Source organism: Vibrio sp. 1167, assembly GCF_033340375.1.
In the GTDB taxonomy this organism is placed as follows: domain Bacteria; phylum Pseudomonadota; class Gammaproteobacteria; order Enterobacterales; family Vibrionaceae; genus Vibrio; species Vibrio alginolyticus.
This window is the reverse complement of sequence record NZ_JAWOWK010000003.1, coordinates 59,956-82,591: the sequence shown is the minus strand read 5'-3', so window position 1 is coordinate 82,591 and position 22,636 is coordinate 59,956. Positions and strand designations below refer to the sequence as shown.

Annotated in this window: 24 protein-coding genes; 14 read left to right on the top strand and 10 right to left on the bottom strand. The window is 44.1% G+C overall.

What is annotated here, in order from left to right; genetic code table 11:
- The first annotated feature begins 75 nt into the window (after positions 1-75).
- Complete coding sequence (locus R7Z78_RS07135; RefSeq protein ID WP_104976304.1) at positions 76-627, top strand: YtfJ family protein; 552 nt, start codon at positions 76-78, stop codon at positions 625-627.
- 20 nt (positions 628-647) lie between these two features.
- Positions 648-1,082, top strand: a complete 435-nt coding sequence (locus R7Z78_RS07130; RefSeq protein ID WP_005374106.1) for a hypothetical protein — start codon at positions 648-650, stop codon at positions 1,080-1,082.
- Between the two features lie 79 nt (positions 1,083-1,161).
- Here R7Z78_RS07130 and R7Z78_RS07125 read toward each other — a convergent pair whose 3' ends face one another.
- On the bottom strand, positions 1,162-1,701 hold the full coding sequence (locus R7Z78_RS07125) for an NUDIX domain-containing protein (protein WP_020834877.1): 540 nt from the start codon (positions 1,699-1,701) through the stop codon (positions 1,162-1,164).
- A gap of 51 nt (positions 1,702-1,752) precedes the next feature.
- Positions 1,753-2,427, bottom strand: coding sequence for a pyrimidine 5'-nucleotidase (gene yjjG / locus R7Z78_RS07120; protein WP_104976305.1), 675 nt, complete (start codon positions 2,425-2,427; stop codon positions 1,753-1,755).
- Between the two features lie 138 nt (positions 2,428-2,565).
- On the opposite strand from yjjG, the gene R7Z78_RS07115 reads away from it, so the two are divergent.
- The 6 genes from R7Z78_RS07115 to R7Z78_RS07090 all read left to right on the top strand — a co-directional run bounded on the left by R7Z78_RS07115 (position 2,566) and on the right by R7Z78_RS07090 (position 7,279).
- Positions 2,566-3,489 carry a LysR family transcriptional regulator gene (locus R7Z78_RS07115; RefSeq protein WP_005374110.1) on the top strand — a complete coding sequence of 308 codons (924 nt, stop codon included), beginning with the start codon at positions 2,566-2,568 and terminating at the stop codon, positions 3,487-3,489.
- Positions 3,490-3,604: 115 nt separating this feature from the next.
- Positions 3,605-3,919, top strand: a complete 315-nt coding sequence (locus R7Z78_RS07110) for a hypothetical protein (RefSeq protein WP_005374111.1) — start codon at positions 3,605-3,607, stop codon at positions 3,917-3,919.
- Positions 3,920-3,966: 47 nt separating this feature from the next.
- Positions 3,967-4,653, top strand: coding sequence for a helix-turn-helix transcriptional regulator (locus R7Z78_RS07105; protein WP_005374113.1), 687 nt, complete (start codon positions 3,967-3,969; stop codon positions 4,651-4,653).
- A gap of 164 nt (positions 4,654-4,817) precedes the next feature.
- Complete coding sequence (locus R7Z78_RS07100; RefSeq protein ID WP_031778850.1) at positions 4,818-5,000, top strand: hypothetical protein; 183 nt, start codon at positions 4,818-4,820, stop codon at positions 4,998-5,000.
- An 849-nt stretch (positions 5,001-5,849) separates the two neighbouring features.
- Positions 5,850-6,911 (top strand): glycine zipper family protein, encoded by a 1,062-nt coding sequence (locus R7Z78_RS07095; protein WP_225452370.1) that lies wholly within the window; start codon positions 5,850-5,852, stop codon positions 6,909-6,911.
- The gene (locus tag R7Z78_RS07090) at positions 6,899-7,279 is read left to right on the top strand and encodes a hypothetical protein (protein ID WP_005374128.1); all 381 of its coding nucleotides are present in this window, start codon (positions 6,899-6,901) and stop codon (positions 7,277-7,279) included. Before R7Z78_RS07095 ends, R7Z78_RS07090 begins: the two co-directional genes overlap by 13 nt.
- Before the next feature lie 90 nt (positions 7,280-7,369).
- Here R7Z78_RS07090 and R7Z78_RS07085 read toward each other — a convergent pair whose 3' ends face one another.
- On the bottom strand, positions 7,370-7,921 hold the full coding sequence (locus tag R7Z78_RS07085; RefSeq protein WP_005374130.1) for a sugar O-acetyltransferase: 552 nt from the start codon (positions 7,919-7,921) through the stop codon (positions 7,370-7,372).
- Positions 7,922-8,050: 129 nt separating this feature from the next.
- Positions 8,051-8,449, bottom strand: a complete 399-nt coding sequence (locus tag R7Z78_RS07080; RefSeq protein ID WP_005438193.1) for an OsmC family protein — start codon at positions 8,447-8,449, stop codon at positions 8,051-8,053.
- A gap of 185 nt (positions 8,450-8,634) precedes the next feature.
- On the opposite strand from R7Z78_RS07080, the gene msrB reads away from it, so the two are divergent.
- Together msrB and R7Z78_RS07070 are read left to right on the top strand one after the other, a co-directional pair.
- Entirely contained in the window at positions 8,635-9,777 is a 1,143-nt protein-coding gene (gene msrB / locus R7Z78_RS07075) for a peptide-methionine (R)-S-oxide reductase MsrB (protein ID WP_104976601.1), read from the top strand.
- Between the two features lie 33 nt (positions 9,778-9,810).
- Positions 9,811-9,957 carry a DUF2256 domain-containing protein gene (locus tag R7Z78_RS07070; protein ID WP_104976307.1) on the top strand — a complete coding sequence of 49 codons (147 nt, stop codon included), beginning with the start codon at positions 9,811-9,813 and terminating at the stop codon, positions 9,955-9,957.
- Positions 9,958-10,018: 61 nt separating this feature from the next.
- On the opposite strand, the gene R7Z78_RS07065 is transcribed toward R7Z78_RS07070, so the two are convergent.
- From R7Z78_RS07065 to R7Z78_RS07055, 3 genes are read right to left on the bottom strand one after another with little or no spacing between them, the layout of a single operon-like run.
- A complete protein-coding gene (locus tag R7Z78_RS07065) occupies positions 10,019-10,726 on the bottom strand; it encodes an SDR family oxidoreductase (RefSeq protein WP_017819732.1) in 708 nt (235 codons plus the stop codon).
- A complete protein-coding gene (locus R7Z78_RS07060) occupies positions 10,726-12,270 on the bottom strand; it encodes a cryptochrome/photolyase family protein (RefSeq protein ID WP_053304656.1) in 1,545 nt (514 codons plus the stop codon). Before R7Z78_RS07060 ends, R7Z78_RS07065 begins: the two co-directional genes overlap by 1 nt.
- On the bottom strand, positions 12,270-13,622 hold the full coding sequence (locus tag R7Z78_RS07055; protein ID WP_104976308.1) for a DASH family cryptochrome: 1,353 nt from the start codon (positions 13,620-13,622) through the stop codon (positions 12,270-12,272). The genes R7Z78_RS07060 and R7Z78_RS07055 overlap by 1 nt, the downstream gene beginning before the upstream one ends.
- Before the next feature lie 349 nt (positions 13,623-13,971).
- Between R7Z78_RS07055 and R7Z78_RS07050 the strand changes: the two genes are divergently transcribed.
- The gene (locus R7Z78_RS07050) at positions 13,972-14,985 is read left to right on the top strand and encodes a GGDEF domain-containing protein (protein WP_005374150.1); all 1,014 of its coding nucleotides are present in this window, start codon (positions 13,972-13,974) and stop codon (positions 14,983-14,985) included.
- A gap of 90 nt (positions 14,986-15,075) precedes the next feature.
- Here R7Z78_RS07050 and R7Z78_RS07045 read toward each other — a convergent pair whose 3' ends face one another.
- Positions 15,076-15,654 carry a malate synthase gene (locus tag R7Z78_RS07045; RefSeq protein ID WP_005374156.1) on the bottom strand — a complete coding sequence of 193 codons (579 nt, stop codon included), beginning with the start codon at positions 15,652-15,654 and terminating at the stop codon, positions 15,076-15,078.
- Between the two features lie 174 nt (positions 15,655-15,828).
- On the opposite strand from R7Z78_RS07045, the gene R7Z78_RS07040 reads away from it, so the two are divergent.
- Complete coding sequence (locus R7Z78_RS07040) at positions 15,829-17,385, top strand: DUF3612 domain-containing protein (protein WP_085569243.1); 1,557 nt, start codon at positions 15,829-15,831, stop codon at positions 17,383-17,385.
- Between the two features lie 387 nt (positions 17,386-17,772).
- Here the strand turns inward: R7Z78_RS07040 and R7Z78_RS07035 are convergent, their stop codons facing one another.
- Positions 17,773-19,128, bottom strand: a complete 1,356-nt coding sequence (locus R7Z78_RS07035) for a diguanylate cyclase (RefSeq protein ID WP_104976309.1) — start codon at positions 19,126-19,128, stop codon at positions 17,773-17,775.
- A gap of 132 nt (positions 19,129-19,260) precedes the next feature.
- On the opposite strand from R7Z78_RS07035, the gene R7Z78_RS07030 reads away from it, so the two are divergent.
- Both R7Z78_RS07030 and R7Z78_RS07025 read left to right on the top strand, forming a co-directional pair.
- Positions 19,261-19,866 carry an alpha-ketoglutarate-dependent dioxygenase AlkB family protein gene (locus tag R7Z78_RS07030; protein ID WP_104976310.1) on the top strand — a complete coding sequence of 202 codons (606 nt, stop codon included), beginning with the start codon at positions 19,261-19,263 and terminating at the stop codon, positions 19,864-19,866.
- Positions 19,867-19,935: 69 nt separating this feature from the next.
- Positions 19,936-21,024, top strand: a complete 1,089-nt coding sequence (locus R7Z78_RS07025; RefSeq protein ID WP_104976311.1) for a DUF3541 domain-containing protein — start codon at positions 19,936-19,938, stop codon at positions 21,022-21,024.
- 54 nt (positions 21,025-21,078) lie between these two features.
- Here the strand turns inward: R7Z78_RS07025 and R7Z78_RS07020 are convergent, their stop codons facing one another.
- Entirely contained in the window at positions 21,079-22,287 is a 1,209-nt protein-coding gene (locus tag R7Z78_RS07020) for a NupC/NupG family nucleoside CNT transporter (protein ID WP_104976312.1), read from the bottom strand.
- Between the last annotated feature and the right edge of the window lie 349 nt (positions 22,288-22,636).

Sequence of the window (22,636 nt, the reverse complement as noted above, 5' to 3'; positions counted from 1 at the left end):
CAAATCCGATAAGGGGCATCGTATTTGCCCCTTATTTTGATTCGCTCTAACCTCACTTCGTTACAGGCCCCCCCAATGAAAACTCCATCTGTTCTGTCACTCTTACTCTCATTCGCCCCGACACTCGCCTTCTCTCATAACCTTTCTGTCGGTCAAACCACCCCTTCCGTCAGCATTGATACCTATGGCGAAATGACGCTGCAAGGAGACGATGTGGCTTATCAACCTTGGACAACTCAGCAGATGTTAGGCAAAGTCTGTGTGATACAAGCCATTGCAGGTCGTAGTAAAGCCAAAGAGATGAACGCGCCGCTGATGTCAGCAATCACTGCCGCTCACTTTCCTGAAGATCAGTATCAGACCACAACCGTGATCAACCAAGAAGACGCCATCTGGGGAACCGGTACATTTGTAAAATCGTCGGCAGAGGACAGCAAAAAGACATTCTCTTGGTCTTCCATGGTGTTAGACAAAAATGGCGTATTAGCAACAACTTGGGATCTGCAGCAAGAAAGTTCTGCGATTATCGTACAAAATAAACAAGGTGAAATTTTACTCGTGAAAGAAGGGGCTTTAACTCAAGACGAAGTCACACACGTCATCGAACTGATTAAACAGAATATCTAAACCTAAGGTAAGGAAAAGTTATGAAACTGTTCAACACCATCGCGCTCTGTCTTTTAGCGGCTGTAGCCTCTTTCCAATCGATTGCTGGAGACAACGATTGGGACAAGATTGCAGATAAAACCGTCAGTTTTAAATCGGAAACCGACACAGTCAATCCACTGTCACCATTTGCTAACGCTCGTTTCAGCCACATCAAAATCAAATGTACGCAAGGTACGGTCGATCTGAAAAGCGTTAAAGTAATCATGAAAGATGGTCAGGAAAAGACGTTCGACAGTTTAGGTGTTCTGACTAAAGGCATGTCATCAAGAAGCTTAAGCCTACCAACAAAAGATAACGCGAAGTTAGACAAAATCGAGTTGAACTATGAATCGGTTGGCAGCACTGCGCTGCAAGTCGCGGGGGTGACCAAAAAAGCGCAAGTGGAAATCTTAGGTAAGAAAATCGACGAGTAAGCGATGGCTCAACGAACTCACCCAAACTAAAAACAGCGGCACTAGGCCGCTGTTTTCATTAAAAAATCGTCATGAATAACTAAATGAATTTCTTCAGCTTCGCCAAACCATAAGCAGCGATGGTGACACAATCTTTGATCGTACCGTCGATCATCATCTGTTCGAACTCCTCAACAGAAAAAGCGCGAGTGATCAAATCCTCTTCTTCACTGTCGAGTTGATTGCCCACGTCCGTTAAATCACTGGCGAAGTAGACGTGACATGTCTGATTCAAAAAGCCGTATGCGATAAACTGCGCGCCGACATACGCCATGGCGCTCGCCTGCATGCCCGTTTCTTCACGCAGCTCGCCTTTGGCAAGCTCAAGATGATCCGCATCTGGGTTTGATTCCCACGCCCCTTGTGGGATCTCCCAACAACGTTGACCTACGGTGTAACGGTACTGCTGAACCAAGTGAATCATCCCGTTATCGATAGCCAGAATCGCAGCACAATCAGGTTTGTCGACCACACCATAGATGCCCTCTGCGCCGCTCGGACGTAAAATTTTGTCCTCACGCACCGTCATCCACTTGTTCTGGTAAACGACTTTGCTGTCTAGCTGTTTGATATCTGACATGATTATTCCTTGATTTTTCTGAGGGTTACTGCGGAATAATACCCGATTCGGTTACGCCACCAAAATGTTCTTTAGTTCACTCAAAGACTCAACGGTGTAATTTGGTGCGATACGCTCATCGACGCTTGCGCCTGTGGTATTTAACCAGCAAGTTTCAATACCAAAATTATTACCACCCATAATATCGGAATGCAGGTTGTCACCCACCATCAGTACGCGCGTTTTGCATGGGTTGCCCATTTGCTGCATCGCGTATTCAAAAATACCTAAGTCCGGTTTTGCTACGCCCACTTGTTCAGAGATCACCACTTTATCGAAGTACTCAGTCATCCCTGTGCGCTCAAGGCGAATTGCTTGCAACTCTGTAAAACCGTTGGTGATGATGCCCATTTTGGCTTTGCCTTGCAGCGCTTCCATCAGCTCTTTTGCACCTGGCAACAAGCTGCAAATATCGGCCATTGCTTCTAAAAATGCGCTGTTGAGATCTGCTGTTGTGGTATTCAGCTTCTCAGCCCACTCGGTAAAACGCTTATGTTTTAGCTCATCTGCCGTTACTTTGCCGTCTTGGTAATCCACCCAAAGCGGTTTGTTTACGGTTTGGTAATGAGCAAAATCTTGTTCAGTAAAATCTACGCCTTTGCGAGAAAACATAAGCTGCAAACCTTTGAAAGCATCAAAGTGGAATAAGGTTTCGTCAGCGTCAAACAGGATCCAATCGTACTTCATTTTCTTCTTCCCAAAATCAAGGTCGTAATACTGGTGCATAGTCTAGATTGTTTTCTTCTTGAAGATAATCTCTATAATTGGAAATTAATTGTATCCTTGTGCTCAACAATAAATGCTTCACGATAATAGGAGATTGATGTGAACGCGATTGCCTCCCTGCCCGTTTTTGTTGCTGTTGTCGAATGCGGCAGCTTTTCCCTTGCGGCCAAACAGCTGAATCTGACGAAATCGGCGATCAGCAAACGCATCAACCAACTAGAAGACGATTTGGGCATTCGTCTCCTTAACCGAACCACGCGTAAGCTGAGCCTGACCGAAGCGGGAGAACGCTATTTTGAGTACGCCTCTCAAGCGCTCAACCTAGCCCAACAAGGCGTGGACGCGGTATCGGAGCTGCAAGGCTCTCCACAAGGTCGGCTCAAAATTACCGTGCCGATGTCTTTCGGTGTGCTGCATATCGCGCCTTTGATCAGCGAGTTTCTCGCTCGTTACCCGAAAATTGAAGTGGATTTAAACCTCGAAGACAAAATGGTCGATTTGGTTAAAGACGGTTTTGATTTGGGGATCCGTATTGGTGAACTCACCTCTTCCAATCTAATCGCAAAACGTCTCGCCCCTTGTAAAAGTGTGCTTTGTGCCTCACCAGATTACTTAGAGGAGTTTGGAACACCACAAAAACCAAGTGATTTAGTCGGTCACAACTGCCTGCGCTACTCCTATTTCCGTGGCGGCGTCGAGTGGATGTTCATCAACAATGGCAGCGAATACAAAGTGCTTCCAAAAGGAAACTTTATCGTCAATAACAGCGAAGCTATTCGCCAGTTGCTGTTAAGAGGTTCGGGCATTGCTCAACTGCCGACGTTTATTGCAGGAAGAGACTTTGCCGCAGGAAATCTAAAACCGGTGATGGAAGAGTATTCTCTACCAGAACACGCCATTTATGCGGTTTTTCCTGAGCGCAAGCACATGCCGTTGAAAGTAAGAGCCTTTATCGATTTTATCAGCGAAAAACTCGGCACAGATTTACCTTACTGGGATCGTTACAATAGCCCAGAAAAATAACCATATTGATGATAAGTGAGTGAGATTTCACTACTGACACGTTCTGACATTCCATCCGCGTAACCTTATTTGGAACTCAACAGGCAATCCGCCAAAACCAATAAGGAATCACAATATGGAAACCGTTATCGAAACTGTGCAATTTCGTCTAACCGCAGGCACAACAGAGCAAGACGTGATCGCCGCTGCCAAACAGTCACAAACGTTTGTGAAGAATCTGCCGGGCTTTTTGTATCGCTCACTCAGTCACGAAGCGACTGACGGTGTGTGGACAGACACCATTTACTGGCGTTCAATGGATGATGCAAAACAGGCGGGAAAACAGATTAAGCAAGCCGTTGAATTTCAGCCTCTGTTATCAATGATTGACTGCGAAAGCTTCGAGCTTAAACATCACAACTTAAAAATGTGCAGTGAGCTAGAGAAGTAATCAGCCACACTACCACTAACAACCAGTAGGTCTAGATAAGGAACATCATGAGCAAATCAGAACGACTGTTTGAGCTACTGACGCTTCTGCGCGCAAAGCGTTACGCCGTGACAGCGAAAGAGCTCGCAGAAAGAATGGAAGTTAGCGAACGTACGATTTATCGCGATATTCAGTCGTTGCTTAGTTCTGGTGTTCCGATTCAAGGTGAAGCAGGTGTTGGCTACCTGTTGCAAGCTGGCTCTCATCTGCCGCCTTTGATGTTCTCAGAAAAAGAGATGATGGCGCTTGAACTGGGTATGCGGATGGTTCGAGCCTGGTCGGATGTTGAACTCGCCGAAGCGTCTCACTCTGCGTCCACCAAAATACTTTCGGTATTGCCAGATAAGCTCAAACAACAAGTGGAAGATTGTCCGCTGATTGTGCCCGATTATCACACCCAATCCGAGACTGCCAAACGAGGGCAGCTTCTGCGCCACGCGATTGATCATCAGTTTAAGGTCAGTTTGGATTACCAAGATGAAAGCGGACAGGTGACCGAGAGAAAAATCCAACCGTTAGGCCAGTTCTTTTGGGGCAAAGTCTGGACGCTGGTCGCCTGGTGCGAATTGCGCGATGACTACCGCCAGTTCCGCCTCGACCGTATCCAAGCACTGCGTATGCACGATGAAGAGTTTCAGAGTGCGGAAACCAAATCTCTCAAACATTATATTGCGCAGTATGAATCGAAAGATTGAGTGTTCTTCATCCTTCCATCACAAGGATTCTAAATTGCTCTGCTCAATGCTCGATATTTGGAAAGGCACATTTGGTTAAACTAATGTTTCATTTTTAACAGATGCGCAACCAGCCTAAGATCGTTAACTTAAGTAGCACGTCAACCACACCGGAGCGTGAAGCTATGAAAGTACTGATTCAATACACCCAAGCAGGGAAATATCGAGATCAAGCGTGGGAGTCTTTAACTCTTCGATCTAAAGGTGATATGCAGGCCGTTACCCCTTCTTATGCTGCCCAACTTATCGAACAAAGCAAAGCGACACTTGTGATGACTGAGGAGCAACAAATCGTTATTTATCCATAACCGACTATTAGCCTTGTTTAACCAACCTTTGTTAGTTGTGCAAGGCTTACATCTCGCCATTACACGTTATCCATTTTATACACGACCAACTATATTTACATAAAAATCAATAAAATAGTTCTTATTTTCGTTCTCGACACTCCTTCAAAACGCCCTTACATTCATAGCTAAGATATAGGTTATCTGTTAGTCTCTTTATTTCTTCATGATAAAAATTAGGATAAAACCTTTGAAAAAGCATCGGTTTATTATAAGGATAGGTGCAATATGCAATTGATCTGGAACATTATTGGATACTTAATGTTCTCTGGTGTATTAGTTATTTTTTTTCAAACATTCTTTATAGGTATCATGCACCTTTTAATGCCAAAAGACATTGTCAATAGCTACTTTAAAGAACCTTATTTTAACACTTTCGAACTAGCTCTATTTACAGGTTGGCCTTACGCATTTTTCCGAACATTGATGTTTGTTCGTTTAATCGTTCAACCTAGCTCAGGTGAAAAGCGAAAGTTACCCGATGTATCCCAAGAGGTGCCTAGGTGGTACCGTCTATTATCCTTCATATTAATATGGGTAATTATCATAAACTCTACAATGTTAGCACTTGTATTTTTTATCGCAGGTTTTTTATCACTAGCAAATCATGTATGACCTTCACTTATCCAACCAAGTTTAATATCACACTTTAAATGTAAAAAATCACATTAACAATTTCATGCAAATAATAAATACATCAGCTAATTTGTAACTTTTTAAAATGAAAGTCTAGAATGCAAAAAATAAACCTTTTTAAATATAGTTTTTTGTTAGTATCTGCACAAACAAATTATTAGCTAAAGGTGCTCTGTGTCGGGATTATTTGAGTATAAAATAAAAACTCATGATAACTTATCATCAATTATATTAAACATGTATGGTGCTCCATATGGTAGCAAGGACTATCAGATGGTACTGACTCATATAATGACATTAAACAAGCATATTTCAGATCCTAACCGCATTAGAGCAGGCGATATCATTTGGTTATCAGCTCTACCCAAATCAAGCTCTCAACTTAAAACTCAAAGTAACAATGCGTTACCTCCTAAAAGTATCGCGAAGCTAGGGATCTACCCAGCGTCTAAACCTCAAATGCCCAGCTCTCCTCCCCATAAAGTTTTGCCTCCCAATCTTCTCAGCTACAATCAACCTCCAAAATCAATCTCAAATCAAGTTCCACCGCAACATGCTGACATGTTTTGGGCGTTGGCATGGCTAGAAAACAACGCCAATATGATTACTATTCCAGGAGGTACCTTGATGGGTGCTACAGGGAACTTGATGAGTAAAGGAAATATTAAGCTCATTGAGAACATCAACGACCTTTACGCAAACTATAAAAACGGAGTAATAAGTAAAGGACAATATGATGGTCGACGTAAAAAACATTTAGACCTACTAAAGAAAAATGTTGGCCCTATGGAAAAGCTGTTATTTGGCAACAAAACGACTCACCAGTCTATTCGCATAGCTCGAAATGGAGGGTTACCTGCGAATGCTCATATAGTTAAACAAGCCGAAAAACTGAATAAAATAGCTCAAGCATCTAAAGTGGGCGGACATGTTTTAGTCGGTGTTGGTCTGACGGCTTCCTGCATTCAGATTGCGAATACACAAGACCAACATGAGAAGAATGAAATTTTTGTTGAGTCAATAACTAGCACAGCTGTAGGAATGGGTACCAGCGCGTTAGTCGGTCTATTTTTAGTATCAAACCCTATTGGCTGGGGGACTGCCATTGTACTCGCTGCCGGTTCAACGGCTGTAGGTTATGCATCCGGTAAAGTGGCAAAAAGCTTTTATAATTCAATTGAAAGCAAGCCAAACTTAGTCGCTAGTACTGGAATAGAGTCTATATGCAGCAAGTAATCACATTTCTTTTTTACACTTTAATGACTGGTGTGATTATTATTTTCTTACAAACCATTTTTATCGGTGTCATGCACTTTCTGATGCCGAAGGAGATTGTTGGAAACTATTTTAAAAAACCATATTTTAATGAATTTGAGCTTTCTTTATTCACAGGGTGGCCTTACGCATTTTTCCGAACATTGATGTTTGTTCGTTTAATCGTTCAACCTAGCTCAGGTGAAAAGCGAAAATTACCTAATATTTCTAGAGAAGTACCAAAATGGTATCGTTATTTGTCGATTCTATTACTAGGTATTATCATTGTTAACTCTGTTGTCGTTGCCCTGACTTTATCAATTGGTGCCGTTCTTTTAGCAATTGAGTGAGGAATTAACATTAAAATATAACGATGTACTCGACGAAGAGAGCTCAGTCTGAACTCTCTAATCGCCAGAGTTATTGCATACTAACCTCTACTATTCTTCGTTGAGACGGCGAATCAACTTAGCTGGCGTGCCTCCGTATAGACAATCTGGCTGCACATCATGGTTAACGACCGAGTTCGCCGCAATCACCGAGCGAGCGCCAACTGTTACACCTTGGTTGATGACGGAATTTCCGCCAATCCACACATCATCTTCAATCGTGATGGGTTTACAAAACGTTTCCCAACGTCGGCGACTGCGGTAATCAACAGAATGAGAAGCGGTATAAAATTGCACGCTCGGTCCAATGAGCACGTGGTTCCCGATGGTAATTTTGGCACCATCGAGCATGACCACGTTCATGTTGATAAAGGTTTCTTCACCTATTTCGATGGTCTTACCAAATTCACAATGAAAAGGGGACTGGACAATACAACGGCCTACCTTGCCAAATAGCTGCTTTTGCAATTCGTCGCGCTGACTTTCGTCGGTGTTATTATTAAGTGCTCTAAGTGCTTGAAGAGCATGGCTTCTAATGGCGTCAATTTCTTTGTCCATGCCATCAAAGACCTGGCCAGACATCATTTTTTCTAGTTCTGTCACTGGAAGACTCCTACAACCTGCAATTACTGCTTTCAGATTCTTCACAAGGTACGTGAACTGCGAAATAAAAAAAGAGAAAAGCCCGGACTTTTCTCTTTCCTGTTTTTATATTTTGTGGAGTCTGTCAACTTACACAATTTCCCAACTGTGGGTCATCTCAACACCTTCGCCTAGCATTAAGCAAACCGAGCAGTATTTTTCTAGCGAGTCAGCCGCCACTTTAGCAACGATTTCTGGGTCTAGCGCTTCACCAGAGACTTCAAAGTGAATGTTCACCTGAGTGAAGATACGTGGTGCGGTTTCACGTCGTTCTGTGGTGAGTTTTGCGTTGACAGAAGCCACTTTCTGGCCCGCTGATTTTAGACCATCAACAACGTCCACAGAGCTACAACCACCAGCAGCCATCAACACCATTTCCATTGGGCTTGGTGCCGTTGCACCGCCATTGCCATCCATCACGACTGAGTGACCAGATTGAGACTGACCGAGGAATTTAAAGTCTTCGACCCATTTTACTTCTGCTTGCATGGTTTCCCTCATTATTGCTTTTGCCTCATCGGAAACCTTCTACCAATGAGCGCTTGTTTCGTGCCGTTACTGTAGCCCTGTTGTGAGAAAGGGCAAAGAATTTTTCGTAATCACTGCAATTTTTTCGCTCTTACTTCTGTCTTCTTACGTAACATTCATTGAGAAAAATGACGTTTGAGGAAGTTATGAAGAAAGTATCTAAGCTATTGGTGGGATTCTCATTCACACTCCCTGTACTGCTCATCTTGCTAAGTAAAACAGGTACCGCCGATACCATGGATAAGATGAACGCATCTGGTAAAACCGACATCGCAACACTTGCAGGTGGCTGCTTCTGGTGTACCGAGTCCGATTTAGAGCAGTTGCCTGGCGTGTTAGATGTTGTCTCTGGTTACTCAGGCGGTGATTTAGAAAACCCAACTTATCGACAAGTCTCTTCTGGTAAATCAGGCCATATTGAAGTGATTGAGGTGAAGTACGATCCCGCTGTCGTGAATTACGAACAAGTGCTGGACTACTTCTTCCGCCATATCGACCCGACTGACGACAAAGGCTCATTCGTCGACCGTGGTCCCCAATACCGCCCAGCGATCTTCTATCATAACGCCGAGCAGAAACAGATTGCTGAGCAATTTATGATGGAAATCGATAAGGCGATGATCTACCCAAAACCGTTGAAAACAGAGCTGATCGAGTTTGAGAAGTTCTACCCTGCGGAGTCATACCATCAGGATTACTACAAGAAGAGTAGCCTGAAGTACAAATACTACCGCTACGCATCAGGTCGCGATAAATATCTTGATGAAGTGTTTGGTGAAGATCGTAAAGACAACCCAAAAACGCTGCGTGAACTTATCAACGAAAAAGAGTTGGTGACGAAAGTGAAGGTGTACGAAAAGCCTTCAGACAAAGAAATCAAAGCTAAATTGACTGAGCTTCAATACTACGTGACACAAGAAGAAGGTACAGAGCGCCCTTTTAACAACAAGTATTGGGATAATAAAGAAGCAGGCATTTACGTTGATATCGTCACTGGTGAGCCTTTGTTCTCATCAACGGATAAGTACAAATCTGGCACAGGTTGGCCAAGCTTTACCAGACCAATTAACCCAGGCTACATCGTAGAGAAAACTGACTTTAAATTGGTTTATCCACGCACAGAGATCCGCAGTAAGTTTGGTGATTCACACCTAGGTCATGTGTTTAAAGATGGCCCGAAGCCGACGGGATTACGCTATTGCATGAACTCTGCTGCGATGAAATTTGTACCTGTGAACAAGATGGCGAGTTTAGGCTACGGCGACTACCTGTACCTATTTGATAAGTAGTTTTAACCAAATTAGGAGTGAACATTCAGAGCGATGAAAGGTTTTAAATCCAACCTTCCCATGAAAGTCTGTCCGATCTGTCAGCGCCCATTTTCTTGGAGAAAGAAGTGGGCGCGAAATTGGGAGGAAATCGTTTATTGTTCTGAGCGTTGCCGAAGAAATAAATCAACGAAAACGTAGGTCACTCCGACCCTCTCTGGAGTATGTTATTTCCTTTGTATTAACGTTTGTACGCGTTCTCTTACCAAGGTAATAACGTCCCATCATAAGCCCAAAACGCCCCGCTATCTTGCGGGGTTGCTTTTTCTATCAAGCCTAATAAATCCTTTGCGACTCGCTCTGGTGTGAACAGCTTTCCCTCTGGCACATTGGTTTGAAAAGGTGCCGACAAAGCGGTATCTGTGGTGCCAGGGTGAAGTGAAAGCACCGTGCCATGTTTGACCACTCTTTGCCATTCGATCGACATGGTTTTTAGGAACATGTTTAATGCGGCTTTCGATGCTCGATAGCTGTACCAACCACCTAACTGATTATCGCTAATGCTGCCAACTTTGGCCGAAATGGTCGCAAACTTGGGTGCAGTACTGCGCTTTAGCTTGGGCGTGAAGTATTTTGCCAACAGTAAACTTGGCAAAGTATTAACCGTGATGGTTTGCTGAAAGAAGTCTGCGTCGAGCGAGCTAAGATTCTTCTCAGGACCTTTCTCTTGGGTGTGCAACATACCAACACAGTTCACCAACCAATCGACGTGTTCAATCTGCTCACTGAACGCTTTTACCTGCTCGTCTTGCGATACATCCACTTGATGCCAAACGACATTTGGGTGTTGCCAATCTGGTTGCTGCTTACGATAAGTGGCATGCACGCGAGCTTGAGGAAACCGAGCTGCGGCTTCTCTCACCATCGCCAAACCAATTCCACCATTGCCACCGACGATGAGTATTTCCATCACAAGTTCTCCACGTTTTCTATGTAGTGCTCTGCGGTATCAAGAATCGCTTGGCGTTGTTGTTCTTCCATGTTGTCCCAAGAGCGGAAAATCATCCCGATTCGTGGATTGGCTGCGAGGCGCTTGTCGTGTTTGTTCATAAAGCGCCAATAAAGGCTGTTAAACGGACACGATCCTTCCCCACTCCTCGCCTTATTGTCGTAATGGCAACCCTTACAGTAGTCGCTCATTTTGTTGATGTAAGAACCACTCGCCGCGTAAGGTTTGGTGCCAACAATGCCGCCATCCGCAAACAATGCCATGCCACGTGTGTTCGGCATTTCGACCCATTCAATCGCATCAACATAGATACCGAGATACCACTCATCCACTTGATCTGGGTCGATCTCGGTTAGCAAGCAAAAGTTACCAGTGACCATCAATCGTTGGATGTGGTGTGCGTAGGCGTAATCGAGGGACTGCCCAATCGCATTGCGCATACAAGCCATTTTAGTTTCACCATTCCAGAAGAAATCTGGCAGCTTTCTTTCTGCGCCCAACTCGTTCTTTTTCGGGTAATGAGGCATGTTCGCCCAATAGACGCCTCGAATGTACTCTCGCCATCCTAATATTTGGCGAATAAACCCTTCAACTTGAGAAATGTCGATGTCCGCGTTGGAATGAAATGCCTTGAGTGAAGCATCAATGACTTCTCTCGGGTGCAGTAATTTGCTGTTAAGCGAGAATGAAATTCGGCTGTGATACAAGCTCCACTTAGCGTCGTGCTGGCCTGTCATAGCATCTTGAAAACGTCCGAATAACGGCAGACAGACTTGGCAGAAATGCGCGAGTAAAGAGAGGCTTTGCGCGCGATTAATCGGCCACAACAATTCCCCTTCGAGATTTCCGATAGTTTTGATGTCATGTCGTGCCAACCGCTCAGTAATATCGCGCACGTCGGTACTGAACATCAAAGGTTGTGGCAGTTGTTCAATGTCTTTGGCTTTGAGCTTGTTACGGTTGTTGGCATCGTAATTCCATTTTCCGCCGACGGGTTTTCCGTCTTGCATCAAGATGTCGAAGCGCTTGCGCATACGGCGGTAAAAGTGCTCCATCATGATGTGTTTACCTTGAGGAAACTGCGATTCTATTTCCTCAAACGGCAACAAAAAATGTTCCGAGTCGACACAACGCGTCACGACCCCATCAAGCTTTAGTTTGGCTAACTGCTCCAGAAGACGGTATTCATCCGGGCGTTGATATTCAAACTTACTTGCACCAACTTCACTCGCGTAGTGTTGCAAGACTTGCTCAAGATCGTCGAAGGATTGTGTGTCATCCAACGTGAGGTGCAGAACTTGGTGACCTTCACTCTGACGCTCTTTCGCAAACTGTTCCATTGCAGAAAAGAACGCACACACTTTCTGAATATGATGCGTGACGTAAGTATTCTCTTGCTTGAGCTCCGCAATCAGGTAAAGCACTTGCTCATCCGGTTGCTGAAACCAAGAGTGCTCACTGTTAAGTTGATCGCCCAAGATCAATCGTACGGTTTCAAATTGCATTACGGTTTCTCCGATGACGAAGCTTTGTCACTGCTGCCCATCACAATCGGCCAATCGACCATGTCTACACTATCCAAATGCGCGCCAGGACAACGACCTTGCCACCTATCGATGAACTCCATGTGCGGGTCGTACATTTCGGTTTGCTTTTCGAGGTTGAATTGTCGTGAACCACGCGGATCAGCACCAACGCCCGCTAGGTATTGCCAATTTCCCCAGTTTGATGCCACATCGTAATCGACCAGTTGTGACTCAAAGTACGCCGCGCCATAACGCCAATCAAGGCCAAGTTCATGCACCAAACAACTGGCGACTAACTGTCTGCCACGATTCGACATATAACCGGTTTCATTAAGTTGGTGCATACACGCATTGACGATAGGAAATGGCGTTTCACCTTTCTTCCATTGTTGAAAACGGTGCGCGTAAAAGCTGGTGAGTGGTGCTTGATTTTGGATGCCACCGAATCGGAAGAGCTGTCGCTTGTGTCGACGGGCATACCAATAAAAGTATTCACGCCAAAGCAGCTCGAAGTAAATCCAGTAGGTTGAATCATTTGCACCATTCTCCGCTTCATAACGTTTCAACATGGCATAAATGGTTTTCGGAGAAACGCACCCATGAGCTAGCCAAGGAGAGAACTTGGTGGAGTAATCCATGCCATCTAAACCATTGCGTGTTTGTTTGTATTCACTGGCTAGTGTGGAAGCAAAATACTGGCGACAATGTTCAAGCCCGCGGCTTTCTCCACCATGAAACGCAGCTTTTGTGTCAAAGTAATATGCAGTAACGGAAGGAAGATTCACACCTAAAGGAATTGGAGGTAACGAACGGATACTCTCGTGGGGCCGAGAGATGTCTAAACCTTCAACTTGCTTTCTAAACTGTGTGAAAGTCGTAGGCAGATTGCTCAAGTCAAATGGCAGTTGTTCTTCCCTTAACAGGGTCCGGATTGCTTGCTGTTTTATTTTTACATGAGACGCGCCTTCAGCTACGCGACCTAACGCTTGTTGCTCATCCGAACCGGGAAAAGCGTCAGCATATATATGTGTGACGCCGAAGCGATTAACAGCATACTTGATTGCTTGATCGGGCGTTAGTTCAACCGCCCATAATCGCTGACCAAGGTGATTCAAAGATTGATTGAGTTCACTAAGCGATGAGTCGAGAAACTGCAATTTCGCGCGCCCGAAAGAGGCTTCCTGCGCAAAGTGATGCAAGTAAGGCGTCATTGAAGGGTAGCAATACAAGCAAATTAACTCGTCCATTTCTACACTGGCGCTTTTCAACAGTGGGTTGTCGTGCAATCGCAAGTCGTTCGTGAACCAATAAAGTCCTATTTTCTTTTTCAATTCGCACCCTCAGATGTTAATTCTTCGTCTACGAGTTCTTTTCACGGAGACCCTGACGTTAAGCCTTTTGATTTACTTGCTTTTATACGAAAACGAGAGTTTGACGATCATTAGGTTACTAACGTTCACACGGAATTCATTTGCTGGATATCTCAAAACACGCAATACCACCAAATTCCTGTACATGTTTCATACTGATATTTTATAAAATTTGAATCCAACGGTATTGATCACGATCTTAATCACTCATTTTCTATATAAACCATGCAAAAGTGATAAAAATTAAAGCGACATTAGTTAATATCCGTTAATCTAAGCCCAATCCCATTTTGCTAGTACCATCGCAGAAATGACCGACGAGTTTAAGAAATCAACCGCTAATTTAAAAAAAGCGGTCCCACTGATGATCAAAAACCATGTTGCTGCCACGCCAGCCAACTACGCGCTTTGGTATACCTACGTTGACAAGACCATTCCAGAACTCAACTTTGAGTTAGACACGGTGTTAGAAAACTACGGTATTTGCCCGCCAGCAACCAATAAACAGCTTTACAACAACTATGTGGCCAGCAAAGCAGAAACCAGCCTTGAAGATCTTAGAACCAATGTAGAAGTTCTGCTACATGAAGTATCCAGTTCAATGAGCGATACGATTTCAGATACTTCCTCCTTTTCTGAGATGGTAGACAAAAGCTTTAATAAACTGGAAAAAGTTGAGGACAATAGCCTAAGCATTGAAGAAGTGATGGTAGTGATTCGTCAACTGGTCGCAGAGTCACACGAAATTCGTCACTCAACAAAGTTTTTGAATAGCCAATTGACTAACGCGAGTGAAGAAATTTCTCGCCTCAAAAACCAACTGGCTGAAGTACAGCAAGATGCGTTGTTCGATGGTTTGTCAAACCTATACAACCGCCGAGCATTTGACAAAGATCTCTCTTCACTTATTGCATCAAATCAGGCAATGACCTTAATCATGCTTGATATCGATCATTTCAAATCATTTAACGATAATTACGGGCACCTTTTTGGCGATACAGTGTTAAAAGCCATTGCTCGCCGGCTACAACAAAGTTGTCGAGATGGGATATGTGCGTACCGTTTTGGTGGTGAAGAATTCGCGTTAATTGTACCTAACAAATCTCTGCGAATTGCTCGCCAATATGCAGACACACTACGCCGGATGATAGAAAAACTGCGTATCAGAGATAAGCGCTCAGGCACACAAGTTCACAGCATTACCGCTTCTTTTGGGGTAGCAGAATTTGAGCCGGGTGATACGCCTGAAGCCTTAATCAATAAAGCCGATAAACAGCTTTATGAGGCAAAACAACTCGGTCGTAACCGCGTGATGCCAATTTAAATAAACTGGCTAAGCGAAAACGACTTTTATGATGAAAAAGAAAACCCCGCGCTGTAAAGTGCGGGGTTTTTGTATCCAATCATGAGTATCTTAATCGACGCTGTAACAGTAACTTAGAATGTAGTCGTCACCATTTTTTGCGGTATATTCTTTATCTTCACTGCATGCCATCGGCTTACCTTTTTTGTCGCCTTTGATTAGACTTATCCAATGGCGCATCGCGGTTGGTGCATTGCCAGTTAGTTCAGGATGAAACGTCGTGCGAGTTTCTAATTGAATATCGTCAATGTCCACTAATTCCACGCAACCAGTGCCTTTGTGACAGCCAAACAGCACTTCTACATGATTGCCCGAATCATCTTTAAACAAAATCGACTTTGGATCTTCCTTTTCACCAGTGTACGCCACAAAATGTTTCGGGCTTTTCAGGCCGCTATGCGTACCGTCTTTGAAGTAAGCCAATACATGGCGATAATCAATTACGTAACTTGATACGTCTTGGTGCGACCCGTTCTCCAATGGGAACATGCGGTCAAGCAGTTGCTTCGCTTTTACTTGTTTCTCACTCTGCTGCTCAGCACTTACCGCTTCGACGGCAAATACGGCTTCAGCGATAAATGGGCGTTGTTGTTGTTGCATCTCTTTTTTATCGAAGTTCAGCATATTCATCGTCATATCCTCGCACTTAAAAACTCGTCCTAGAGTAAAAACTTAAATCCTTTATTTAAGTTTCAGGCAATTCTGTGAAGTGGATGGTTAATTTCCTTGCCTGCTCATTATGTAGACTAGCGAAATATTGACTACAATTTCACAACAAAAATTTTACAATGTGAATTTTACAAAATGTCTGTGTCAAAAAGCCTTATTCGTCAGTCTCATTTTCTTGGTACGAAAATTCGTAACCTAAGAAAAAACAACCATTTAACGATGGAAGATTTGTCTGCCCGTTGTGTAAGAATTAATCCAGAGTACGCTCCTTCGGTTTCTTACCTTTCAATGATTGAGCGCGGAAAACGCGTACCGAGTATCGATATGCTCGAAGTGATCGCGGAAGTTTTTCAAAAAGATCCTGCTTGGTTTTTAGATGATGAACCCGAATTAGAAGCCATCACACCCAACAAAGGAAATCGTGGCGGGATTAGTGGCATGGCGTTGGAGCCGAGCTTTCTGTTCTCCAATGATATTCTTCAAATCGCGATACCAGAAATGCTCTCCCAAACAGGTATCACGGGGCGTCAGTTTGCCCACTTACTGATCCGCGCACACCAAGAAAACCATCAAAACCATTTTCCTGATTTAGAGCGCGCCGCCGAAGAGGTCGGCTTGAAGCGGCTGAATCTATCTGTAGAAGATCTCGTAGACATTGCAAAGAGTATGGGATTGGATATCCGCTGGGTAGATCGAGCGCCACAAGATGTGATTGATGAACTGGGCGTCAGCGCCAAACAGTTGATTACGTCTTTCATGGAGCCACCTGGGACTATTTATCTCAATAAACGAATGCGTGACTATCCAACCCGATTGAAGTATGACTTGGCGGTATATATCGGCCATCGAGTGCTCCATAGCAGCGATGCAATGAATAACGTTTTATCTATCGGGCATCAAAACAATTGGGAGCAAATGGACAGCCCTGTGTCGAACTCTGAACTCAATTCGCAAGATATCCTGCAAGCTTGGCGTGATTTTGAGTCCAGCTTTTTTGCTGGTGCCTTGCTTTGCCCCAAAGTACCATTTCGTCAGTTGCTTGACCGCTCCGGTTACGAAATTGATGTTCACAAAAAGGCCGGCGTTTCTCCTTCCGTTGCAATGCGTCGCATGACGGTGGTCTCGCCTTACCCTCATTGGCACTATTTTGATGCCTATGGCCCCGGCAAGTTAAAAGCAGTGTATCGAGGAAATGGTATTCCATTGCCTTGGGGCAACATGCGCAAAGTAAACGACCCTTGCCAGCACTGGGCGGTATTCCGACGCCTTTCCCAGCCTTTGGATACCAGTTCAGCGCAAATTTCGATTTTAAATGTTGGCGACGAGCCACGTATCTACTGCTGCGAATCGGTCAACGTATTTGACCCTGCGGGAAATAATCGCGTGCTATGTGCCGGTATTGATCTTAACCCTGCTATTTCTGCACAAGGTGGCGATGCGGTTTCCATAGCGGAAGAACTTAAGTCCCTTTGTGTCGCTTCCGGCGGAAGTAGTGTTATTCCTCCCCACATCAAAAAAGACTTAACGACTATCGCTAAGATATTAAACATCAACTGGATAGAGCGCGGGATTCAAACCCAAGCAAGGTTGATCTGCTCCAGAGGGGCGGTTTGTCCAAGACAACCTAGTTGTTACAGCAAGTGCGGAGAAGCTGATGAGACGGGCAGCTACGTGAATATCATCGGGCTTTAGAAAGAAAAAACGCCAATCACAATAAACGTGATTGGCGGTATATACTTGTGAACAATTTGTATTCACTAACAACGTCAGTTGGCTAGGTGACCCTCGGCTTAATAAGGGTCACTCTAAGTAAAGCACGATGCGTGCCAACTTTAAAAAAGCCGTTTTTTAGTAGATCCAGATGCATATCGTTGCTTTATTAACCATTAATTTCGCAAACTGCATTTGCAAAATGCAACATCATGCAAATATGCCACTGAATGCACTGCTAATAACGACTCTCTCAGCAAAGTGTCTGTGAACATATGAAGTCACATATTCTTGCACCTCAATGATGATGAGATTTCGGGCTCCCAACTTTACCATTCCTCTAACCCCTTATTGAAACTGGGTTCAGGCTCATCCGCCATGCTTTTGTTGATACATTCTCTCATCGGCTATTTTCATCATTTGCTCAGGAGATGACATTTTCGGGTCAAATATCGCGTACCCAATACTGGCTTTCAAATAGATAAGCGTTTCATCGTAAATGACGGGCGTCGAGCATAGCGCTAATCGAAGTTTTTGTAGAAGGGACTGAACATTTTCTTCCGTTCCTGGGTGATGAACTACAACTAAGAACTCATCACCGCCCATTCTGGCCACGATGTCTGATTTACGCAGAGAGCTTTTTACCCTTTCAGCCGTAGCGATTAAAACTTTGTCACCTGCGTCGTGACCATAGGTGTCGTTAATGTGTTTAAACCTATCTAGGTCAATATTAATTAAGGCGAAGCTATAACGCTTTTTATAACGTTTCGCTATTTCGAACTGCTGCTTGTAAAACTTCATAAAATAGCGACGGTTTGGTAAACGCGTGAGTTCATCGTGTAAAGCTCTGTCATCTGCAATGGTATACAGTCGATAAATGGCGAACAGCGCGAGGCTAAGTGCGAATATAATGGGATAGCCGATTACTCTAGCTAAATGCAACTGATGCCAAGAGATTTGGCGATCAGCTTTGCCTCCAGAGAAAACCACCATACTCCACCCACCATAAGGAAAATGAACCATCTCTTTTGCATATGCCATGCTATTTACACTTTGCGCGCCAAAGAAAGCATCACCAAATGAGCCACCGCTATCGTAACCACGGATCATTAAAGGGTAACGATACGAGAAATCAATTACGCCGGTTTCTCTCATCAGAGCATCGAAATCAATCACCGCACTGATCACTCCCCAGTAGTCCTGATTCATTGGAGGATCAAGAAAAACAGGCACACGCACGATCAAACCTCGGCCACCTTGAATCAAAGTCACTGGCCCTGCGATGAAAATTTCTTGTACATCCTTGGCTTTTTGCACCTGTACCCACTGCTGTGGCACTGCGCGGTAATCAAGGCCGATTAGGCGCTCATTACCTTGGCGTGGAAATACATGACTAATTACATCATTTTTCGCGATACCGATGATTGTAATATGTTTACTTTTATTTAGGATTCGGTGAGCGGCGATACTCAATTCTTCTTCTTGGTTTTTAGGAAGTAACGTAATGAGTGTCGCTAAAGTACTGGCTTTGTAGATATCCGCCATAAGTACCGCTTCCAAATTGGAACGGAGAATGGAAAGTTGTTCTTTGGCCTCAACTTGAACTCGCTCTTTGTGAAGCTCTTGCTGGTTTCGATTTAACAGCTCGATAACCCCAATACACAAAGCGAAAAAGGTGAGGAAGAACAATGCAAAATAGCATCGTTTTCTGGGTAAATAACGCATTTTCTCCCCACAACTCGTATACAACTACGAGATTTTTTATTTATTGTTAAAATTCTTATTATCACAAGAATAACCAATCATAATCAGAAAGGTAACAGTGATTGACAACTTTTATGTTTTAGGTGTGAGATGATGCATCAACAAGGCGATTTATTTGGCGGCGATCTATGGCAAGAAGTAGAAAGAGGAGAACTTTATTATGATCCTCATTTTCTTAACCATCTTGAGGCGGATAATTACTTTGACCAACTTCGAAAGACACTGCCATGGCACCAAGAACACATTACTATGTTCGGCAAGTCAGTACTTCAACCTCGCTTACAAGCGTGGCACGGTGATACAGCATATACTTACTCAGGCTTAACCATGCAGCCTCACCCTTGGACTCCTGAGTTAACTCAGCTGAAAGTGCGTTGTGAATCAGTTGCTGATGTCACTTTTAATTCTGTTCTCGCTAACTTATATCGACACGGCCAAGACTCAATGGGCTGGCACCAAGATAATGAACCAGAGTTAGGTAGAAACCCTGTTATCGCATCTTTGAACTTAGGTGAAACACGTCGATTTTTGCTTAGAAATTTACATTGTAAAACTGAGATTGAATACGAGCTTTCTCACGGCTCCTTACTGATTATGGCTGGCGAGCTTCAGCATCACTGGAAGCACTGCGTACCAAAAACCGCGAAAACCAAAGATGAACGTATCAACCTGACTTTTAGGCAAATTTTCAACTATTGACTCAGCTTTTACATTCTCAATTAATATTGATGGTAGGTTTAGGTTCAGGACTTCATAGGGAATGGATTTATGCGTATTAAACCTCTTAGCTTAGCGGTCTTACTCTCTTGCTCACTTACCTTTGCTGCTCAGGCATCACAGGAAGACGTACCGCTTCTCGATAATACTCAATCAGCGCAGTTGATTCGTAGTACCTACGAACAAGAACTGTTCACTCTCCCGGCGTTTAAAGAGGGCCATTTTGGCTTACGCATGTACCGCCAAACATTAGATGAGAAATATCACGCTGCCATTTGGACCGACATGGCACAAGTAGCCAGCCGGTTAAACCAATTTGCTAATGAAGTCGTTGAACCAGAAGACATCATTCTCTATTCATCTCAAAGGCTGACCACGTATCAAGAGAAAGAAACCGAACGAGGTCAGCGACGCTATACCGTGACTAAACACCATCCTGAGTACCTTTATCTTGGTGTGGATTTGCTTGGCGCAATGGCAAGAGCAAACGAATATGGCCTAAAGCATAAACAAGACAAAACGCTGAGAAAAATTATTAGGCGCTACGATTTCTCGCGTTACGTTACGGACAAAGAGATGATAGAGGCATGGGCAGCTCAGCTTGCAAACCAAGTCTACTGGCTTCGTCAGTTAGAAGAGCAAGATGTGGTCGAGAAGTTCACTCAAACCTTCCGTGACACCTACCCCGACGATAAAGATAAGATGCTTTCAGCTCAGCAGTATTGGAACAAACTCTATGGGATGACGCACATCATCTTTGCCGATTCACAGTATTATCAGGAGCGAGTAAGCGAAAAGAAACACCAATGGATTTATGATTACTTTCGCAACAATATCGAAACTATCCTACTGCGCGCCAAAGAAGACGTGATTGCGGAAGTCGGCATTTCGTTTTTGTTAGCAGGCTTGGACCATGATCCGGTCGTAAAGAAAACCCGCCAAGCCATTCGTCACGCAATCAACGCAGAAAAAGGGATGATTCCGTCGGTCGACGGTAACTTTGATCTCAAGTACGGCGAACACCGTAACGTGCTAGCCATCATGCTGCTCGATTGGAAAGGGGTACATAAAGCGCCAACTTATCAAGAGCACCCAGAGGCTTTTAAATCGATACCTTACGGCTTAATGCCCAGCCCTTAGAAATAACAAAACCCGCCATTTAGGCGGGTTTTTAGTGTGTATCTTCAATCTAAATTAGAGAGAGATAAAAATGCCCGCTAAGCACGCACTCATCAGGTTAGCGAGTGTACCAGCAGCAACCGCTTTTAGGCCTAGACTTGCAACATCTTTGCGGCGCTCAGGTGCCATCACGCCGATAGAACCCAACTGAATCGCAATTGAGCCAATGTTCGCAAAACCACACAACGCAAAAGTGATAATAATTTGAGTATGCTCAGACAGTGTCGCTTTGTGCTGCACAAAATCGATAAACGCAACAAACTCATTCATCACCACTTTCTGACCAATGTATGAACCCGCAGCTAGAATTTCGTGGCTTGGCACACCAATCAACCACGCTAGAGGTGCAAACAAATAACCAAAAATCGCTTGTAGCGTTACGCCAGAGAAACCAAGTATCTCGCCCAAGTTTTCTAGCCCCGTGTTCACCATCGCGATAACACTCACGAAAGCGATAAGCATGGTACCAACAGCAACGGCAACTTTCATACCGCCCATGGCACCGCTTGCTAGCGCATCAATAACGTTACTTTCTTCTGATTTATCTAGCTCAATATTGTTGTAATCGCTTGGCGTTTGACGCTCAGGAACGATGATTTTTGCCATCATCAAACTACCTGGTGCTGCCATAAAGCTTGCCGCGATCAAGTATTTGAGGTCGACACCCAAACCAGCATAACCACCAAGCACACTGCCCGCCACTGAAGCCATACCACCAGCCATCACGGCAAACAGTTCAGAGCGAGTCATGTTAGAAAGAAATGGACGAATAAGAAGTGGTGACTCGCCTTGGGATAAGAAGATGTTCCCTGTTGCAACCAAAGACTCTGCTTTACTCGTACCCAAGAACTTCTGGATAGCGCCACCAATAAATTGAATCACTTTTTGCATAATGCCCAAGTAGTAAAGGGCGGAGATAAGAGCACTGAAGAAGATGATGATAGGGAGGACACGAATAGCGAAGATAAAGCCAGAAGAAGCGAGGTCACCAAAGAGGAATTTAATCCCCTCATCAGCAAAGCCGAGTAGCCCCGCGACACCATTACTTAAACTCGCCAGCGCCGCTTGACCCAACGGGAAATAGAGCACCAAAGCAGCAAACCCCATTTGTAGCATCAAGGCGCGAGATACAGTTTTCCAATTGATGGAAGAACGACCCTCAGAAAGTAGGAAAGCACAACCTAGCAGTGCAACAATACCAAATAGACTAAATAGAACACTCATGAGCTGGACCTACTAAACGTTGAAAAAGAAAAAAGAGCCAAAGGAATTGGCAGAAGAAAGGGACAACGCAGCGAGTGATAACTCACTTTTAGATCCAGAATGTAGACAGAACGAATAGTTCGACATCTTATTTTTACCTTATACAAGCAATTGAACGTAGCTGGTCCGGTCCGTGGGGTCATTCACTGCTGGCGAGCATGTTGCTTGGCCTGCTCCATGTGACGGCTTGTATGGGTAAGGGTCCTGAACAACTAAACCCTAATTCCCGCTTAAACGGGACGCAAGTATAGCCAACAAAAAGAGATATTCATCACATTTATTTACGCAAACGTTCAAGCGTTCAAAATTT

Coding starts and splice junctions, on each gene's coding strand:
- R7Z78_RS07135 (WP_104976304.1), top strand. CDS start 76: ATGAAAACTCCATCTGTTCTGTCACTCTTACTCTCATTCGCCCCGACA.
- R7Z78_RS07130 (WP_005374106.1), top strand. CDS start 648: ATGAAACTGTTCAACACCATCGCGCTCTGTCTTTTAGCGGCTGTAGCC.
- R7Z78_RS07125 (WP_020834877.1), bottom strand. CDS start 1,701: ATGTCAGATATCAAACAGCTAGACAGCAAAGTCGTTTACCAGAACAAG.
- yjjG (WP_104976305.1), bottom strand. CDS start 2,427: ATGAAGTACGATTGGATCCTGTTTGACGCTGACGAAACCTTATTCCAC.
- R7Z78_RS07110 (WP_005374111.1), top strand. CDS start 3,605: ATGGAAACCGTTATCGAAACTGTGCAATTTCGTCTAACCGCAGGCACA.
- R7Z78_RS07105 (WP_005374113.1), top strand. CDS start 3,967: ATGAGCAAATCAGAACGACTGTTTGAGCTACTGACGCTTCTGCGCGCA.
- R7Z78_RS07100 (WP_031778850.1), top strand. CDS start 4,818: ATGAAAGTACTGATTCAATACACCCAAGCAGGGAAATATCGAGATCAA.
- R7Z78_RS07090 (WP_005374128.1), top strand. CDS start 6,899: ATGCAGCAAGTAATCACATTTCTTTTTTACACTTTAATGACTGGTGTG.
- R7Z78_RS07080 (WP_005438193.1), bottom strand. CDS start 8,449: ATGCAAGCAGAAGTAAAATGGGTCGAAGACTTTAAATTCCTCGGTCAG.
- msrB (WP_104976601.1), top strand. CDS start 8,635: ATGAAGAAAGTATCTAAGCTATTGGTGGGATTCTCATTCACACTCCCT.
- R7Z78_RS07070 (WP_104976307.1), top strand. CDS start 9,811: ATGAAAGGTTTTAAATCCAACCTTCCCATGAAAGTCTGTCCGATCTGT.
- R7Z78_RS07065 (WP_017819732.1), bottom strand. CDS start 10,726: ATGGAAATACTCATCGTCGGTGGCAATGGTGGAATTGGTTTGGCGATG.
- R7Z78_RS07060 (WP_053304656.1), bottom strand. CDS start 12,270: ATGCAATTTGAAACCGTACGATTGATCTTGGGCGATCAACTTAACAGT.
- R7Z78_RS07050 (WP_005374150.1), top strand. CDS start 13,972: ATGACCGACGAGTTTAAGAAATCAACCGCTAATTTAAAAAAAGCGGTC.
- R7Z78_RS07045 (WP_005374156.1), bottom strand. CDS start 15,654: ATGAATATGCTGAACTTCGATAAAAAAGAGATGCAACAACAACAACGC.
- R7Z78_RS07040 (WP_085569243.1), top strand. CDS start 15,829: ATGTCTGTGTCAAAAAGCCTTATTCGTCAGTCTCATTTTCTTGGTACG.
- R7Z78_RS07035 (WP_104976309.1), bottom strand. CDS start 19,128: ATGCGTTATTTACCCAGAAAACGATGCTATTTTGCATTGTTCTTCCTC.
- R7Z78_RS07030 (WP_104976310.1), top strand. CDS start 19,261: ATGCATCAACAAGGCGATTTATTTGGCGGCGATCTATGGCAAGAAGTA.
- R7Z78_RS07025 (WP_104976311.1), top strand. CDS start 19,936: ATGCGTATTAAACCTCTTAGCTTAGCGGTCTTACTCTCTTGCTCACTT.
- R7Z78_RS07020 (WP_104976312.1), bottom strand. CDS start 22,287: ATGAGTGTTCTATTTAGTCTATTTGGTATTGTTGCACTGCTAGGTTGT.